The organism is Burkholderia sp. KL41, assembly GCF_057005415.2.
In genome coordinates this window covers 281518-297501 of record NZ_CM174446.1, presented here as the reverse complement: position 1 = coordinate 297501, position 15984 = coordinate 281518, and the positions used below count along the sequence as shown (strand labels likewise).

Annotated in this window: 14 protein-coding genes and 1 riboswitch; of the genes, 3 read left to right on the top strand and 11 right to left on the bottom strand. The window is 68.9% G+C overall.

What is annotated here, in order from left to right; genetic code table 11:
* Window positions 1-330: 330 nt before the first annotated feature.
* Window positions 331-1410: an NAD(P)H-dependent flavin oxidoreductase gene (locus tag PQB87_RS01390; RefSeq protein ID WP_222155808.1), complete on the bottom strand. Its 1080-nt coding sequence runs from the start codon at window positions 1408-1410 to the stop codon at window positions 331-333.
* Between the two features lie 282 nt (window positions 1411-1692).
* On the opposite strand from PQB87_RS01390, the gene PQB87_RS01385 reads away from it, so the two are divergent.
* On the top strand, window positions 1693-2385 hold the full coding sequence (locus PQB87_RS01385) for a dienelactone hydrolase family protein (protein WP_027788631.1): 693 nt from the start codon (window positions 1693-1695) through the stop codon (window positions 2383-2385).
* Between the two features lie 81 nt (window positions 2386-2466).
* Entirely contained in the window at window positions 2467-3945 is a 1479-nt protein-coding gene (locus tag PQB87_RS01380) for an amidase (RefSeq protein ID WP_059709501.1), read from the top strand.
* 89 nt (window positions 3946-4034) lie between these two features.
* Here the strand turns inward: PQB87_RS01380 and metF are convergent, their stop codons facing one another.
* The 9 genes from metF to PQB87_RS01335 all read right to left on the bottom strand — a co-directional run bounded on the left by metF (window position 4035) and on the right by PQB87_RS01335 (window position 14480).
* Window positions 4035-4865: a methylenetetrahydrofolate reductase [NAD(P)H] gene (gene metF / locus PQB87_RS01375; RefSeq protein WP_021164275.1), complete on the bottom strand. Its 831-nt coding sequence runs from the start codon at window positions 4863-4865 to the stop codon at window positions 4035-4037.
* 25 nt (window positions 4866-4890) lie between these two features.
* On the bottom strand, window positions 4891-5244 hold the full coding sequence (locus PQB87_RS01370) for a phage holin family protein (protein ID WP_006477367.1): 354 nt from the start codon (window positions 5242-5244) through the stop codon (window positions 4891-4893).
* A gap of 162 nt (window positions 5245-5406) precedes the next feature.
* A complete protein-coding gene (gene ahcY, locus PQB87_RS01365) occupies window positions 5407-6825 on the bottom strand; it encodes an adenosylhomocysteinase (RefSeq protein ID WP_226147313.1) in 1419 nt (472 codons plus the stop codon).
* 32 nt (window positions 6826-6857) lie between these two features.
* A riboswitch (S-adenosyl-L-homocysteine riboswitch) is annotated at window positions 6858-6983 on the bottom strand.
* Between the two features lie 99 nt (window positions 6984-7082).
* Window positions 7083-7817 carry an RNA polymerase sigma factor FliA gene (locus PQB87_RS01360; RefSeq protein WP_006484033.1) on the bottom strand — a complete coding sequence of 245 codons (735 nt, stop codon included), beginning with the start codon at window positions 7815-7817 and terminating at the stop codon, window positions 7083-7085.
* 22 nt (window positions 7818-7839) lie between these two features.
* Window positions 7840-8658 carry a nucleotide-binding protein gene (locus tag PQB87_RS01355; protein WP_059687862.1) on the bottom strand — a complete coding sequence of 273 codons (819 nt, stop codon included), beginning with the start codon at window positions 8656-8658 and terminating at the stop codon, window positions 7840-7842.
* The gene (flhF, locus tag PQB87_RS01350; RefSeq protein WP_489242491.1) at window positions 8651-10408 is read right to left on the bottom strand and encodes a flagellar biosynthesis GTPase FlhF; all 1758 of its coding nucleotides are present in this window, start codon (window positions 10406-10408) and stop codon (window positions 8651-8653) included. Before flhF ends, PQB87_RS01355 begins: the two co-directional genes overlap by 8 nt.
* A complete protein-coding gene (flhA, locus tag PQB87_RS01345; protein ID WP_021162676.1) occupies window positions 10405-12504 on the bottom strand; it encodes a flagellar biosynthesis protein FlhA in 2100 nt (699 codons plus the stop codon). Before flhA ends, flhF begins: the two co-directional genes overlap by 4 nt.
* Window positions 12501-13697 carry a flagellar biosynthesis protein FlhB gene (gene flhB, locus PQB87_RS01340; protein WP_060229221.1) on the bottom strand — a complete coding sequence of 399 codons (1197 nt, stop codon included), beginning with the start codon at window positions 13695-13697 and terminating at the stop codon, window positions 12501-12503. The genes flhA and flhB overlap by 4 nt, the downstream gene beginning before the upstream one ends.
* 402 nt (window positions 13698-14099) lie before the next feature.
* Entirely contained in the window at window positions 14100-14480 is a 381-nt protein-coding gene (locus PQB87_RS01335) for a DUF805 domain-containing protein (RefSeq protein WP_021162679.1), read from the bottom strand.
* A gap of 375 nt (window positions 14481-14855) precedes the next feature.
* Here PQB87_RS01335 and PQB87_RS01330 point away from each other — a divergent pair, with 375 nt between their 5' ends.
* Window positions 14856-15260 carry a hypothetical protein gene (locus tag PQB87_RS01330; RefSeq protein ID WP_153487711.1) on the top strand — a complete coding sequence of 135 codons (405 nt, stop codon included), beginning with the start codon at window positions 14856-14858 and terminating at the stop codon, window positions 15258-15260.
* Window positions 15261-15354: 94 nt separating this feature from the next.
* Here the strand turns inward: PQB87_RS01330 and PQB87_RS01325 are convergent, their stop codons facing one another.
* On the bottom strand, window positions 15355-15852 hold the full coding sequence (locus PQB87_RS01325) for a VOC family protein (protein WP_021162681.1): 498 nt from the start codon (window positions 15850-15852) through the stop codon (window positions 15355-15357).
* Window positions 15853-15984 lie beyond the last annotated feature (132 nt).

Below are 15984 nucleotides of genomic sequence, written 5' to 3'. Positions count from 1 at the left end.
GGATGCATCGTTCATGCACTTGGCCTCAAGCACGTGAAAACCGCCGCTTTTAGCAGCCGCCCGTCCGTACTTGCGCGCAAGTGTAGGTGATCAAATTAATTTGTGGGACTTTTTTGGGGTAGTGGTAACACTACCGATATGCGCACTTTGGAACGACTACTCGAATATCGCTGCAAGCCCCGCCGGATAAGGGTTTCCGCTAATTCCCGAGGTCTCGCCGAAAGGTCGCTTCAAAGTATTCCCGGGGCATTTCGATTCGGTATTTTGTGCCCGGGATCATTGAATGAAACGCGCGTGACAGCGCGCGTTTCGTCGTCCGGCATGAACGATTCAGGCAGCCGCGGCACGCCATTCGGCGTCGAGCGCGGCGACGAGCTGCGACGTCGTCGGCGCATCGCCGCGCCGCCGCGCGAGCGGCGCGCCCTGCCCGGCCCACAGCGACAGGTAGTCGCCGTCGTTCGCGCGCGCGGCGGCCTGGCGCAGCGGCTGCGTCAGCGCGTTCTGCACCGGGTACGGCGCGACGTCGGCCACGCGTTCGCCGAGCCGCGCCATCAGCGTATTGCGCAGCCCGCGCGCGTGGCGGCCGGTGATCGCGCGCGTGACCTGCGTCGACGTATCGGTGCTCGCGAGCAGGCGCGCCTTCCAGTCCGCCGCGATCGCGCTTTCCGTGCAGGTGAGGAACGCGGTTCCGAGCTGCGCGCCCTGTGCGCCGAGCGCAAGCGCGGCCGCGATCCCGCGGCCGTCCATGATGCCGCCGGCGGCGAGCACGGGCAGGCCCGTCGCGTCGACCAGTTGCGGCACGAGCGCGAACGTGCCGATCAGCGCATCGTCGGCGGAACCGATGAACGTGCCGCGATGGCCGCCCGCCTCGGCGCCCTGCGCGGACAACGCGTCGGCGCCGGCCGCCTGCCATGCGAGCCCCTCGGCCACGTGCGTCGCCGTGCCGATCACGTAGGTGCCGGCGGCCTTCAGGCGCGCGACGTCGGCCGCGTCGAGCACGCCGAACGTGAAGCTTGCAACGGGCACGCGCAGCGCCACCAGCGCATCGAGTTGCGCACGGAAATCCGGCGCGTAGCGCGCGGGCGCGGTGCCCGGCGGCAATCCGAGCGCCGCGTTCAGCGGGTCGATCGCGGCCAGCGCACGCGCGACGGTCGCCGCGTCGGGCGTCGCGTCCGGCAGCACGAACAGGTTGATCGCGAACGGGCGGGCGGTCGCCGCGCGGATGGCTTCGACTTCGGTCGCGAGGCGCTCGGGCGCGAACGCGGCGGCGCCAAGACTGCCGAGCGCGCCGGCATTCGATGCGGCGGCGACCATCGCAGCCGTGGTCGCGCCGACCATCGGCGCCTGCACGAGCGGCAGGCGCAGGCCGAAGCGTTCGGAAAAGGGCGTGGAAAACAGGCGGGCAGACATGGCGAATCCTTCGATGACGATGCGCGAAAGCGCTTTGTAAAGGCTGGCACATCGACTCTATCGAAGCGGCGCCGCGCCGAAAAATGAATAATCGAGATCGAAACGATCGCTGCGCGAGAAGCAGGCGCGCGTCCTGCGCCGATACACGACCGGTGGCACATGAGGCCGCCTCCCTCGCCCCGGGGCGCGCGTCCTGCACCGTCACACGATCGGTGGCACACTAGGCCGCCTCTCTCACCCCGGGGCGCGCATCGCGCACCCCGTTCGCCAGGAGTTCAGAACGTGACTGCCCAATGGATCGACATCCCGACCGGTAACGACAGCTTCGGCGGCTATCTTGCGCTGCCCAAGCGCGGCACTGGCCCTGCCGTCATCATCATCCAGGAGATCTTCGGCGTGAACTCGCACATCCGCGCGGTCGCCGACCAGTACGCGTCCGACGGCTTCGTCGCGCTCGCGCCGGACGTGTTCTGGCGCACGCAGCCGCGCGTCGAGCTGACCTATGAAGGCGCGGATCGCGACAAGGGCATCGAGCTGATGAAAAAGACCGATGTGGGCCTCGCGGTCGCGGACATCGGCGCGGCCGCCGACGCGTTGCGCGCGCGCCCCGAAGTGGCCGGCAAGATCGCCGCGATCGGCTACTGCTTCGGCGGCCAGCTCGCGTACCGCGCGGCCGCGACCGGCAAGATCGACGCGGCCGTGGCCTACTACGGCGGCGGCATCCAGAACGCGCTCGACCTCGCCGGCAAGGTCACGCAGCCGATCCTGTTCCACTACGCCGAAAACGACCACGGTATCCCGCTCACGGCCGTCGACCAGGTGAAGGCCGCGTTCGCCGGCCACGGCCATGCATCGTTCCACGTCTATCCGGGCGCCGAGCACGGCTTCAACTGCACGGATCGCGCGTCGTACAACCAGCGCGCATCGGCGCTCGCGCACGGCCGCACGCTGACCTTCCTCGCCGAGCACCTCTAAAAACGGCCGGCAGCGGGCCCCTTGCAGCGGGCCCGCGTTATGCTGCCGACATCGCCACGCGTCACAACGGGGGTGACTGCGATGCACTCGGACTATCTCGCGCACGACGCGATCGGCCTCGCCGCACTGGTACGCGAACGCAAGGCGAGCCCGCGCGAACTGCTCGACGCCGCGATCGGCCAGGCCGAAGCGGTCAACAGTGCGATCAACGCGATCGTGCTGCAGGACTACGAAGCCGCACGCCAGCGTGCGGTCGCCACGCCGGACGGCGGCGCCGACGCGCCGTTCGCCGGCGTGCCGTATCTGGTCAAGGATCTCGGCGCGGCGGTGGCCGGGCTGCCGCTGTCGATGGGCAGCCGGCACTACCGGTATTTCGTGCCTGACGACGATTCGCCGGTGATCGCGCGAAGCCGCGCGGCCGGGCTCAACGTGTTCGGCAAGACCAACACGTCGGAAATCGGCCAGATGCCGTACACGGAACCCGAACTGTTCGGCGCGTGCCGCAATCCGTGGAATCTCGACCACACGCCCGGCGGCTCGAGCGGCGGCGCGGCCGCGGCCGTCGCGGCCGGCATCGTGCCGCTCGCGCATGCGTCCGACGGCGGCGGCTCGATCCGCATTCCGGCGTCGTGCTGCGGGCTGTTCGGCCTGAAGCCGACCCGCAACCCGGTCCTCGTCGACCGGCCGTCGAACGGCGAGCTGGTCGTCCAGCATGCGGTCACGCGCAGCGTGCGCGACAGCGCGCTGCTGCTCGACGTGACGACCGGCCAGACCTTGCCGGCCGGCGCGCCCGGCACGTTCCTCGGCGAGCTCGACACGCCGCCCGGCCCGCTGCGGATCGGCCTCGTGCTCGACCCGATGCTCGCGCCGGCGCTCGCCGACGACACCCGCGCGGCGCTCGACGACGCGGCCGCGCTGCTCGAATCGCTCGGCCACCACGTCGAGCCGGCGACGCTGAACGTCAACTACGCACGCACGGCCGAAACCTTCCTCACGCTGTGGGCAACGATCGCTGAGGAGATGGTGCTCGGCGCACGCGCGCTGACCGGCCGCACGCCGAAGCGCGGCGAATTCGAAGCGGCGACGTGGGCGATGGCCGTGGTCGGCCGGCGCCTCGCGCGCACCCGCCTGCCGGACGTGCTCGAATGGCAGCGCCAGCTCACCGTGCAGGTCTCCGGCCTCGTGTCGCGTTACGACGCGATCCTGTGCGCGTCGCTCGCGGGGCCGCCGGTGAAGATCGGCGAATTGCAGCCGACGCCGTTCGAATCGGCGCAGATGAAGGTGCTCGCCGCGCTGCCGGTGAAGCCGCTGCTGAAGGAAATGCTCGCGAGGTCGTCGGAAAAGGCGTTCACGTGGGCCGGCTGCACCGAGCTGTTCAACCTGACCGGCCAGCCGGCGATGTCGGTGCCGCTCTACTGGAACGCGCGCGGGCTGCCGATCGGCGTGCAGTTCGCCGCGCGCCACACCGACGACGCGCTGCTGCTCAGGCTGGCACGGCAGCTCGAACAGGCGCGGCCGTGGTTCGATCGCCGCCCGCCGCTGATGCAGGCGCAGCGCTGACGCGCGCGGCCCCGCTCCGCAACCCTCGAAAAAAAGCCCCGCCGGCAGAAACCGGCGGGGCTTTCACGCATGCAGTCGCGTGACCGCGCCTACACGTCGAGCCGTTCACAGATCGTCCGCGTCGCGGCCGCCGTGTTCAGCGTATAGAAATGCAGCCCGGGCACGCCCGCGTCGACCAGACGCTGGCACAGGCCCGTGACGACGTCCGCGCCGAACGCGCGGATCGACTCGCGATCGTCGCCGAAGCTCTCGAGCCGGCGCGCCACCCAGCGCGGCACTTCGGCACCGCACATCTCGGAGAAGCGCATCAGCTGCGAGAAGTTCGTGATCGGCATGATGCCCGGCACGATCGGCACGTCCACGCCCAGCTTGCGCGCATCGTCGACGAAGCGGAAATACGCGTCGGCGTTGAAGAAGTACTGCGTGATCGCGGAATTCGCGCCGGCTTTCACCTTGCGCGCGAAATTCTCGAGATCGGCCTTCGGCGAACGCGATTGCGGGTGGTACTCCGGGTAGCCGGCGACCTCGATGTGGAACCAGTCGCCATGCTCGGCGCGGATGAAGCTGACGAGCTCGGACGCATAGCGCAGCTCGCCGACCGCGCCCATCCCGGACGGCAGGTCGCCGCGCAGCGCGACGATGTGCCGGATGCCGTACGAGCGGTACTGGTCGAGGATCGCGCGCAGGCTGTCGCGCGACGAGCCGATGCACGACAGGTGCGGCGCGGCCTCGAGGCCGTCCTTCTGCATGTCGAGCACGGTATCGAGCGTGCCCTGCTGCGTCGAGCCGCCGGCGCCGAACGTCACGGAGACGAATTTCGGCTTCAGCGGCATCAGTTGCGCACGCGTGGCGCGCAGCTTCTCGACGCCTTCCGCCGTCTTCGGCGGGAAGAATTCAAACGAGAGTTCGATCGGTTTCATGATTCGGTGGGAACAGGCTCAGGCCTCAGCCGATGTCGCGCTGACCGAAGATCAGGGCGGACAGCAGCCACGACACGATGCTGTACAGGATCGAACCGAAGAACGCGGACCAGAACCCCGACACCTCGAAGCCCTTCAGCAGCGACGACGCGAACCAGAAGCACAACGCGTTCACGACGAGGATGAACACCCCGAGCGTGACGATCGTGACGGGCAGCGTCAGCAGGATCAGCACCGGGCGGATCACCGTGTTGATCAGGCCGAGCACGACCGCGATGATCAGCGCCGTGCCGAAGCTCTTGATGTGGATCGACGGCACGAGGTACGTGATGATCAGCAGCGCGAGCGCGTTGATGACCCAGGTGAGGATGACGCTCATGGAGTGCTCCGGTTCGGTTGTCGATCGGTACGATCAGTGGCCGCCGCCGGCCGCCGCGGGTGCCCGAAGGCGCGCCGCGGCAGCCGGCGATCCCGCGCCGTGCCGCCGTGCCGGGTGCGCGTCGGCGACGCGCGCACGGCACCGCGGCGGCGGCGCATCGGATCAGTAGCGGTAGTGGTTCGGCTTGAACGGGCCGTCCTTCTGCACGCCGATGTACGAAGCCTGCTCGTCGGACAGCACGGACAGGTTCGCGCCGATGCGCGCGAGGTGCAGGCGCGCAACCTTTTCATCGAGGTGCTTCGGCAGCACGTACACCTTGTTCTCGTACTCGTTGCCGCGCACGAACAGTTCGATCTGCGCGAGCGTCTGGTTCGCGAACGAGTTCGACATCACGAACGACGGGTGGCCGGTCGCGCAGCCGAGGTTCACGAGGCGGCCTTCCGCCAGCAGGATCACGCGCTTGCCGTCCGGGAAGATGATGTGGTCGACCTGCGGCTTGATGTTTTCCCACTCGTACTGGCGGGTCGACGCGACGTCGATTTCCGAGTCGAAGTGACCGATGTTGCAGACGATCGCGTTGTGGCGCATCGCCTTCATGTGATCGTGGTTGATCACGTGGAAGTTGCCGGTGGCCGTCACGAAGATGTCGGCCTTGTCGGCCGCGTATTCCATCGTCACGACGCGGTAGCCTTCCATCGCCGCCTGCAGCGCGCAGATCGGATCGATTTCGGTGACCCACACGGTCGCGCCCAGGCCGCGCAGCGACTGCGCGCAGCCCTTGCCCACGTCGCCGTAGCCCGCGACGACCGCGACCTTGCCCGCGATCATCACGTCGGTCGCGCGCTTGATGCCGTCGACCAGCGATTCACGGCAGCCGTACAGGTTGTCGAACTTCGACTTCGTGACCGAGTCGTTCACGTTGAACGCCGGGAACGGCAGGCGGCCGTCCTTTTCCATCTGGTACAGGCGGTGCACGCCGGTCGTGGTTTCTTCGGTCACGCCCTTGATGTGCGCGAGGCGCGTCGAGTACCAGGTCGGGTCCGCGTCGAGGTGCTTCGCGATCGACTTGTACAGCGCGACTTCTTCCTCGTTGGTCGGCTTCGCGATCACCGAACGGTCCTTCTCGGCCTTCGCGCCGAGGATCAGCAGCAGCGTTGCATCGCCGCCGTCGTCCAGGATCATGTTCGCGAATTCGCCGTTCGGCCATTCGAAGATGCGGTGCGAGAACTCCCAGTATTCGTCGAGCGATTCGCCCTTGAACGCGAACACCGGCGTGCCGGCTTCGACGATCGCGGCAGCCGCGTGGTCCTGCGTCGAGAAGATGTTGCACGACGCCCAGCGGACGTCGGCGCCGAGCGCCTTCAGCGTCTCGATCAGCACGCCGGTCTGGATCGTCATGTGCAGCGAACCCGCGATGCGCGCGCCCTTCAGCGGCTGCTGCGCCTTGTATTCGTCGCGGATCTGCACGAGGCCCGGCATTTCGGTCTCGGCGATGTTCAGTTCCTTGCGGCCCCAGCCGGCCAGCGCCATGTCGGCGACGACGTAATCGTTGGAAGCCTTGGAATCGATAATGGCGTTCATCACGCCCTCCTTTCTAAAAAGTTTCTAGATTGGTGACGTGAGCGCCGTTCAGGAAGCGGGGCCGGTGCGACGGTCGCGATACGCGCGCCGCACGGCTGCTTGGTGAAGCTTTCCGAGCCTGGCGGACGCAGAAGTCCGTCGCAACGCTCCTCGGAAAACGGAGGGGATTGTAGCAAATCGGCGCGCAGAATGCGCACACAGATGCAGACGCCAAACGCGCGGCGTCGACGCGCGCGGCCGTCAGGAACGGTAAAGGGTCAGGATTCCGCGCCGACCCACGCCTGTTCGCGCAGCCGCGCGCGCAGGCGCGCGACGGCCTGGCTGTGCAGCTGGCATACGCGCGATTCGCTCACTTCGAGCACCGCGCCGATCTCGCGCAGATTCAGACCCCGTTCGTAGTACAGCGACATCAGCAGCTTCTCGCGCTCCGGCAGCCGCTCGATCGCCTCGACGAGCGCTTCGCGCAGGTGCTCGTCGAGCAGTGCCGACAGCGGGTCCGCGTGGTCGACGCGGTAGCGGTCGAGGAACGGCTCGTCGTCGGCCGCGCGGTCGAAATCCTCGTAGTAGATCAGCTGGCTGCCGTGCAGGTCCTGCAGCATCCCCTGGTACTCGTCGAGCGGCATGTTCAGGTGCTGCGCGATCTCGGTCTCGCTCGCCGAGCGGCCGAGATGCTGCTCGACCTGGTGCACCGCGTGCTCGACCTCGCGCGACGTCTTGCGCAGGCTGCGCGGCAGCCAGTCGTTGCTGCGCAGCTCGTCGAGCATCGCGCCGCGGATGCGCTGCGTCGCGTAGGTCTCGAACTGCGCGCCCTGGTCTTCCTTGTAGCGGCCGGCCGCGTCCATCAGGCCGATCATGCCGGCCTGGATCAGGTCGTCGAGGTCGACGCTCGCCGGCATCTTCGCGACGAGCTGCAGCCCGAGGCGACGCACGAGCGGCGCATATTGCGCGAGCACGTCGGCCTGGGACATCTTTCCTTGAGCGTTGTACATCATGGCTCTCTCCTTCCGGTGGCGCTCATGCGGCGTGTGCCGCGCCCGCCTCATACGACGGCTTGCCGCCCGCGTGCACGGCGCGGCCCGCACCCGAACGCGGGCGCATCGGCCAGTACAGCAGGTCGGCGGCGATCTGCCGGTAGTCGCGCGCGGCGGCCGACGACGGGAACGCGTCGACCGCGGCGCGCGTCAGCTCGCGCGCATGCTCGACGAGCGGATCGGCGCTCACGCAGCCCGCGTCGTCGATCGACACCGTCAGGTAGCGGCTCGCGACGCCCGCGAGGTTGTCGAATGCGACCTTCGCGTCCGCGTGGCTGCCGACGTGATTGGTCAGCACGCGGAACTGCGCGAACGCATGCGCGAAATGCAGCCGCTTCATGCACGCGTATGCCTCGGTGATCGCCTGCGCGGCGACCCGCGTGACGACCAGTACGTCGTGCGCTTCGCGGGCGAGCGCCGAGAACGAACCGTCGGCGCCGAGCTGCGCGTCGACGAGGACGATGTCGGCCGGCCCGTCGATGAAATCGCTGAGCTGCGCGTCGGTGTAGCCGGCGCGCGCGAGCCGCGCGGCGGCGCACAGGCCGAAGCCGGCCGCGACCCGCGTGCGCTCGCCGTCACGCAGCCACGCGCCCGCGAGCGTCGCGCTGGCCGAATGCACGTCGGCGCGCTCGTCGACGACGAGCACGTCCTTGCCGAGCGACGCGAGCGCCGCCGCGAGGTTCACGACGGTGGACGTGCAGCCGACACCCGCCGGCCCGCCCGTCACCGCGACGATGCGCGACGCGCGCCCGGCCAGCAGGCGCCGCAGCCCTTCGGCCTGGTCGATGATTCGTTTATCCAAATCGCACCTCGTGCAGCTCGGCGGTGGAACGTGCGGTCAGTGCGGAAAGCAGCGTCGGCATGTCCTCGTCTTGCGGCACGAAGGGCGAGCCGTCGCGCGGCACACAGAACGCGCTCTTCAGCAGGAATCGGGTCGATGCGACGTACAGGTTCTCCGGCACCTTCTGGCCGGTCGACACGTAGTGGATCGGCAGCTTGTAGCGGATCACCGTGTCGAGCACGCCGCCGAGGTGGGTCGCCTCGTCGAGCTTCGTGAGGATGCAGCCGGCCAGGTCGGGATGCTCGCCCGCGCTGCGGTACGCCTGCACGACTTCGTTGAGCGTGTCGCCATGGCTCGTCGCATTGAGCAGCAGCAGGCGCTGCACCGGCGCGTTCGCGCCGTGCAGCATCGCGATCTGGTCGGATACCGCGCGGTCGCGCTGGCTCATGCCGATCGTGTCGATCAGCACGATGTGCTTGTTGCGCAGCTCGGACAGCGCGAGCGCGAGATCGCCCGCATCCTTCACCGCGTGCACGGGCACGCCGAGGATCTTGCCGAAGATGCGCAGTTGTTCGTGGCCGCCGATCCGGTAGCTGTCGGTGGTCAGCAGCGCGACCTTGCTCGCGCCGAAGCGCATCACGCAGCGCGCGGCCAGCTTCGCGGTGGTGGTCGTCTTGCCGACGCCCGTCGGCCCCATCAGCGCGAACACGCCGCCGCGCTCCATCAGCGCGTCCTCGCTGTCGAGCACCGGCAGGTTCGCCGCGAGCACCGACTGCGCCCATTCGGCCGCCTGTTCGAAGCTCTGCGCGCCGTCGCCGGACGGCATGTTGTCGACCAGCATCCGCACGAGCTGCGCGGAGAAACCGGCCGAGAACAGGTGCTTCGTCAGCGCGCCATGCACGGCGCTGCGACGCTGGCGGTCGTGCCACATCAGGCTGTCGAACTGTTCTTCCATCATCCCGCGCAGCTCGCCCAGCTCCTGCATCACCGTATCGTTGACGATCCGTTCGATGCGCGACTTCACCGCATCGGCCACCGCGGCGGCGGCGTCGGCGGACAGGCGCGTGCGCTCGGCCGCCTTCGCGGCCTGCGCAGCGCCCGGGTCCGGCACGCGGGTCGCGGCGGCCGGCATCCGGCGTTCGGCGTCGCGCACGATGTCGCGCGCCCAGCCGGGCGGCGTCGCGCTCGCGGCGGCCTGCGGGGCCGGCGGGCTCGGCTGCGGCGCGGCGGGCGCCGCCTGCGTGCGCGCCATCAGCGCATCGCGCTGCTGGGTCAGGCGCTTCGCGTGCTCGACCAGCCACGGTGCGGGTTCGGAAGCGGCGGCCGGCGCACCGGCGGCGGGAGCGGCTGCCGACGGCATGCCGGCCAGCGGGTCCGCATCGAGCGTCGAAGCTGGCGCGGCCGTGTCGTCCGAGTCCGCGTCCGTATCGGCGCTTGCGCCGAACATCGACGAGAACACGTCCGGCAATCCGCCTTCGCCTGCCGCATACGGATTGACGGCCGGGCGGGCGAGCGCCGCGCCCGGGCGCGACACGATGCCCGGCACCGCGGCGGCGGGCACCGATTCCGGCACGCGCGGCGCGGCCATGCGTGCGCGCGCCGCAGCCGGCGGCGTCACGGCGGCCAGGTCCGAATCGGCGAGGGCGACGATTTCCACGCTGCCGTCATCGAGCGTGCGGTTCGACAGCACGACCGCGTCGGCGCCGAGCGCCTCGCGCACGAGACGAAGTGCGTCGCGGCTCGTTGCGCCGGTGAATTTGCGAATGTTCAAGCGGAACCCCCGATGACGTTAACGACTTTGATCGTGCGTGTGTCCGGCACTTCGGCGTACGACAGCACTTTCAATTGCGGCAGGCTGCGGCGCAGGAAACGCGCGAGCATCGCGCGCAGCGCGTGCTGCACGAGCAGCACGGGCGGCAGCCCGAGATTCTGTTGACGCAGCATCGCCTGCTGCGTGCCGGTCAGAAGGTTGTGCGCGAGGCCGGGTTCGAGGCCCGGGTTCGCGCCGGTGGCGAGCGCCTGCGACAGCACGCGTTCGAGATTCGCGTCGAGGCCCATCACCTGCATCTCGCCCGCGCCCGGATACCACTGCTGCGTGATCGCACGGCCGAGCGCGAGCCGCACCGCGGCCGTGATCTCGAACGCGTCGCCGCGGCCCGCGTGTTCGGACACGGCCTCGAGGATCGTGCGCATGTCGCGGATCGGCACGCCTTCCTCGAGCAGGTTCTGCAGCACCTTCTGCAGCGTCGTCAGCGAGATCGTCTTCGGCACGAGGTCCTCGACGAGCGACGGCGCGTCCTTGCCGGTGCGCTCGACGAGCGCCTGCACTTCCTGGCGGCCGAGCAGCTCGGCCGCGTGCTGGACGACCAGATGGTTCAGGTGCGTCGCGACGACCGTGCTCGCGTCGACCACGGTGTAGCCGTACACCTGCGCCTGTTCGCGCATCGCGACGTCGATCCACACGGCCGGCAGCCCGAACGCGGGGTCCTGCGTGACGGCGCCCGGCAGCGCGGCCGTCACCTGGCCGGGGTTGATCGCGAGCCACTGGCCCGGGAACACTTCGCCGACGCCGATCTCGACGCCCTTCAGCGCGATCCGGTACGCGTTCGGCCGCAGTTCGAGGTTGTCGCGGATATGGATCACGGGCGGCAGGAAGCCGATTTCCTGCGCGAATTTCTTGCGGATGCTCTTGATGCGCTTGAGCAGTTCGCCGTCGCTGTTCTTGTCGACGAGCGGGATCAGCCGGTAGCCGACTTCGAGGCCGAGCGGGTCGATCAGCTGCACGTCGTCCCAGGTCGCCTCGTGGCTGTCGGACGGCAGCACGGCGGGCGGTGCGATGTCGGTCAGGTCGCCGGCCGCCTTGCGGGCCGCCGCGCGCTTCGTCTGCGTGCGGGCCAGCCAGATCGCGCCGCCGCCGAGCGCGAGGAACGCGAAGTGCGGCATGCCCGGGATCAGCCCCATCAGCACGATGATCGCGCCGGTGATGTTCAGCACGCGCGGGTTCGTGAACAGCTGGCCGGTGATCTGCGTGCCGATGTCCTCGTCGGTCGCGACGCGCGACACGATCACGCCGGCCGCCGTCGAGATCACGAGCGACGGGATCTGCGCGACGAGGCCGTCGCCGATCGTCAGCAGCGTGTAGTTCGTGCCGGCCGCGGCGAACGTCATGTCGTGCTGGACCATCCCGACGATCAGCCCGCCGATCACGTTGATCGCCATGATGATCAGGCCGGCGATCGCGTCGCCGCGCACGAACTTCGACGCGCCGTCCATCGACCCGTAGAACTCGGCTTCCTGCGAGACGGCCAGGCGGCGCTTGCGCGCCTGTTCCTCGTTGATGAGGCCCGCGTTCAGGTCGGCGTCGATCGCCATCTGCTTGCCGGGCATCGCGTCGAGCGTGAAGCGCGCGGACACTTCGGCGATCCGCCCCGCGCCCTTCGTGATCACCATGAAGTTGATGATCATCAGGATCACGAACACGACGATGCCGACCGCGAAGTTGCCGCCGACGAGGAAGTGGCCGAACGCCTCGATCACCTGGCCGGCCGCGTCCGGCCCGGTGTGGCCCTCGAGCAGCACGACACGCGTCGATGCGACGTTCAGCGACAGGCGCAGGAGCGTCGAGAACAGCAGCACGCTCGGGAACGCCGCGAAGTCGAGCGGCTTCATCGTGTACATGCTGACGAGCAGCACCATCACGGACAGCGCGATGTTGAACGTGAACAGCAGATCCAGCAGCATCGGCGGCAGCGGCAGGATCATCATCCCCAGGATCATGCAGATGAGGATCGGGCCCGCGAGCGCGCGCAGGTTGGTGCCCGCGAACGGATTCTGGCGCTTCGCGAACAGGCCGGTCGGGGTGCTCATGCCGCGCCTCCGTTACCGAGCGTGTCTTCGGCTTCCTCGCGTTCGTCGTCGGCGGAGACCGACGCGCCCTTGTCGAGGTCGGCCGGTACGTCCAGGTCGACCGGCACCGCCGGGAACGCGCCGCCTTCCGAACGGAAGCGCTTGAGCTGGTAGACCCACGCGAGCACTTCGGCGACGGCCGAGTACAGCGAGCCGGGAATCTCGCGTTCGAGTTCGACGTTGTGATACAGCGCACGCGCGAGCGGCGGCGCTTCGAGCAGCGGCACGTTGTGTTCGGCCGCGAGTTCGCGGATGCGCGCGGCGACGAGGTTCACGCCCTTCGCGACGACCTTCGGCGCGCGCATCTCGCCGTCCGTGTATTGCAGCGCGACGGCGAAGTGCGTCGGGTTCGTCACGACCACGTCGGCCTTCGGCACGGCCGCCATCATCCGGCGCCGCGCGATCGCGCGCTGCTGCTGGCGGATCCGCCCCTTCACGTGCGGATCGCCTTCGTTCTCGCGATGCTCGCGCTTCACTTCTTCCTTCGTCATGCGCAACTTCTTGTTGTACTGCCAGATTTGGTAAGGCACGTCGAGCGCGGCGACCACCAGCATCCCGGCGACCGTCGTGCCGCAGCACACGGCGACCAGGTGCAGCGCATCGGGCAGCGCCACGCCGAGCGGCTGCATCGCGAGACCGAGCAGCTCGTCCTTGCTGCGCCAGATCGCGACGCCGCCGATCACGCCGACGACCAGCGTCTTCGCGAGCGACATCCCGAGCTGGATCGGCCCCTGGATCGAGAAGATCCGGCCGAGGCCCGAGATCGGGTTCAGGCGGTCGAACTTCAGTTCGAACGTCTTCTGCGAGATCAGCCAGCCGCCGAGCGCCATCGGCGCGAGCAGCGCGGCGACACCGGTGAACGCGAGCAGCGGCAGCAGCGCGGCGAAGCCTTCGAGGCTCGCGCTGCCGGCCGCCGACAGCATCCGGTTCGTGTCGAACGCGGTCGCGCGATCGAACAGGAACGCGCCGCGCAGCATTGCCTGCAGATGGCCGCCCGACGGGCCCGCGAGCAGCCAGGCACCGTAGAACCCGGCCGCGAGCAGCGCGAACGAAGCCAGTTCGCGCGAACGCGCGACCTGCCCCTCCTCGCGCGCCTTCTCGCGGCGCCTGGGAGTGGCGGCTTCGGTCTTGTCGAGATCGCTCTCGTCTGCCACGGGGCCTCCAGTCGGGTACGGCGGAATGCCGCTTTCCAGTGACACCGATTATTCATGGAGGCGTCAAACACCGATCGGTCGAGCAAAGCCGGGAAAGGGGGGTATTTCGGGGAATCGGGCGAGCCGGTGCAAACGCGGCCGGACGGGGCCGGAAGGGGGACGGAACGGGGTGCGGCGCGGCGGCGAAACGGGCCGGCCGGTGCGATGGCGGGGGTGGGCGCGGGGCTTGGGGCTTGGGGCTTGGGGCTTCGGGCTTGGGGCTTGGGGCTTGGGGCTTGGGGCTTCGGGCCGAGCGACGACGGCGCGAAGCCGGAAAATGGTGAAGCGGTGAAGCGGGTGTAGCGGGTGCGGCGCAAAACCAAGCCCCGACGCGACAGCGTCTCGCGTCGGGGCAGGCGTCGGTCAGGCCGCCGCGATCGGGTCCGCGCCGAAGCGGTTCGGGCCTTCGGTGCCGCGCGAGCACATCCACACGAGCAGCAGGATGCCGCCGACGATCGGGATCAGCGCCAGCAGCAGGAACCAGCCCGAGCGGCCCGTATCGTGCAGCCGGCGCACGCTGACCGCGATGCTCGGAATGATCAGCGCGAGCGAAATCAGGCCGAGCACGACGAGCAGCAACAGCGTGATCAGGCCCGCATCGTGGCCCGCCGCGCCGACGACCTGCGCGACGATCGACAGCACGCAGGTGAGCAGCGCGAAATACCAGTATTCGGCACGGCGCGCACGGCCTTCGAATGTCGCGTACTTATTGAGTACGGAACGAACGGCTTCTGAAAAATTCATCTTATTACCCTCCTGTTTTATATTGACGACCCCGGAAACAACGCCGGCATTATATGTTTGAATTTCGGCGGACTCCAATCTATTTTCACATGGCGGGCAATGCGCACGCCCGGCCGCAGCGCCCGCCGGCACGGCGCGGGAACGGCTGCCGCAGCGGAATGCGGCGCCGCAGGCTTGCATGCCGCGTCATTTTAATAATCTTGAACACCTGACATAAACGACAGCCCAGGATAATCCGGCACTTGATTGCAACCGAATGAAACCCGGTGCGATCGATAATCGCTGCGAGTGACGCATTCGATTAACCTGCCGGTATTACGCCGGCGCGCAAGGCGCGCTACGCTTCGTCATTCCCGATTTCGGTCTAACCGCACCATGCTCCGTCGTCCATTCGTTCCGTCGCTGTCGCTCGCCTGCGCGCTGGCAGCCGGCTGCGCGGGCACGCCGGCCCTGCCGCCCGGCGCGCAGGCGCCTGACGCACCGCACCCCGGCACGATCGCCTTGCACCATGCGTGGAACGGGTCGACGCAAACCCTGCGCGCGCAGGATGTCCCCGCGAGCGTCGCTTTCCGCTGCGCCGACGCGCGCGGCGAACCGTCGGAACGCGCCCGCGCGGCCTGGTGCGTGCCGGTCGTCGAGATCGAATCGGTGTCGGTCGATGCCGTCGGGCGCCCGGTCGCGCCGGCCGACGCCGTCCGGATCGAAAGCACCGCGTACGGGCCCGGCCACCGCTTCCTCGACCATACGCAGTTGATGCGTGCCGGCCGGCCGCCGGTCTAGCGCCCGTATGCGGCGATTACGGGCTTCTCGGCCCGTGCCGGCCATAGGGCCCCGCGAGGCCCCGTTCACGCCGACAACGGGCCGGCGCACGCGCCTAGCCCGCCGCCGCCCGCTGCAGCGCGGCGAGATCGAGCTTCTTCATCGTCATCACCTGCGCCATCACGCGCTCGGCGCGCGCGGGATCGCCCGCCATCAGTTCCGGCAGCTGCACCGGCACGACCTGCCACGACACGCCGAACCGGTCGCGCAGCCAGCCGCACTGTTGCGCGCGCTCGTCGCCGCCTTCGGACAGGCGCGCCCAATAGCGGTCGATTTCGTCCTGGTCCCGGCAGTTGACGACGAACGACACGGCCGGCGTGATCTGGAACACGGGGCCGCCGTTCAGCGCGATGAACGCCTGCCCGTCGAGCTCGAACGCGACGGTCATCACCGCGCCCTCCGCGCTGCCGGATGCGTGCGCGCCGGCCTTGCCGTAGCGCGCGACGTGCACGATGCGCGCGTTGTCGAACACCGACACGTAGAAACCGGCGGCCGCCTCGGCGTCGCGGTCGAACCAAAGGAACGGGGTGATGCGTTGTATGCGCGGGCTCATGGCGCTGCCTCCTCGATGTCGTGCCGGCACGGCCGCCGGTATTACATCGTAGGCGCTGTGCCCGCACGCGGCGGTGCTCCGGGCCGCCCCGTCGTGCCGTGCGCGGCCGCCGGATAAAAAAAGGGGGCGATT

What these genes read in the sequence shown, in the direction of transcription:
- PQB87_RS01390 (WP_222155808.1), bottom strand. Translation starts at nt 1,410, where the DNA reads ATGTCTGCCCGCCTGTTTTCCACGCCCTTTTCCGAACGCTTCGGCCTG.
- PQB87_RS01380 (WP_059709501.1), top strand. Translation starts at nt 2,467, where the DNA reads ATGCACTCGGACTATCTCGCGCACGACGCGATCGGCCTCGCCGCACTG.
- metF (WP_021164275.1), bottom strand. Translation starts at nt 4,865, where the DNA reads ATGAAACCGATCGAACTCTCGTTTGAATTCTTCCCGCCGAAGACGGCG.
- PQB87_RS01370 (WP_006477367.1), bottom strand. Translation starts at nt 5,244, where the DNA reads ATGAGCGTCATCCTCACCTGGGTCATCAACGCGCTCGCGCTGCTGATC.
- ahcY (WP_226147313.1), bottom strand. Translation starts at nt 6,825, where the DNA reads ATGAACGCCATTATCGATTCCAAGGCTTCCAACGATTACGTCGTCGCC.
- PQB87_RS01360 (WP_006484033.1), bottom strand. Translation starts at nt 7,817, where the DNA reads ATGATGTACAACGCTCAAGGAAAGATGTCCCAGGCCGACGTGCTCGCG.
- flhA (WP_021162676.1), bottom strand. Translation starts at nt 12,504, where the DNA reads ATGAGCACCCCGACCGGCCTGTTCGCGAAGCGCCAGAATCCGTTCGCG.
- PQB87_RS01335 (WP_021162679.1), bottom strand. Translation starts at nt 14,480, where the DNA reads ATGAATTTTTCAGAAGCCGTTCGTTCCGTACTCAATAAGTACGCGACA.
- PQB87_RS01330 (WP_153487711.1), top strand. Translation starts at nt 14,856, where the DNA reads ATGCTCCGTCGTCCATTCGTTCCGTCGCTGTCGCTCGCCTGCGCGCTG.
- PQB87_RS01325 (WP_021162681.1), bottom strand. Translation starts at nt 15,852, where the DNA reads ATGAGCCCGCGCATACAACGCATCACCCCGTTCCTTTGGTTCGACCGC.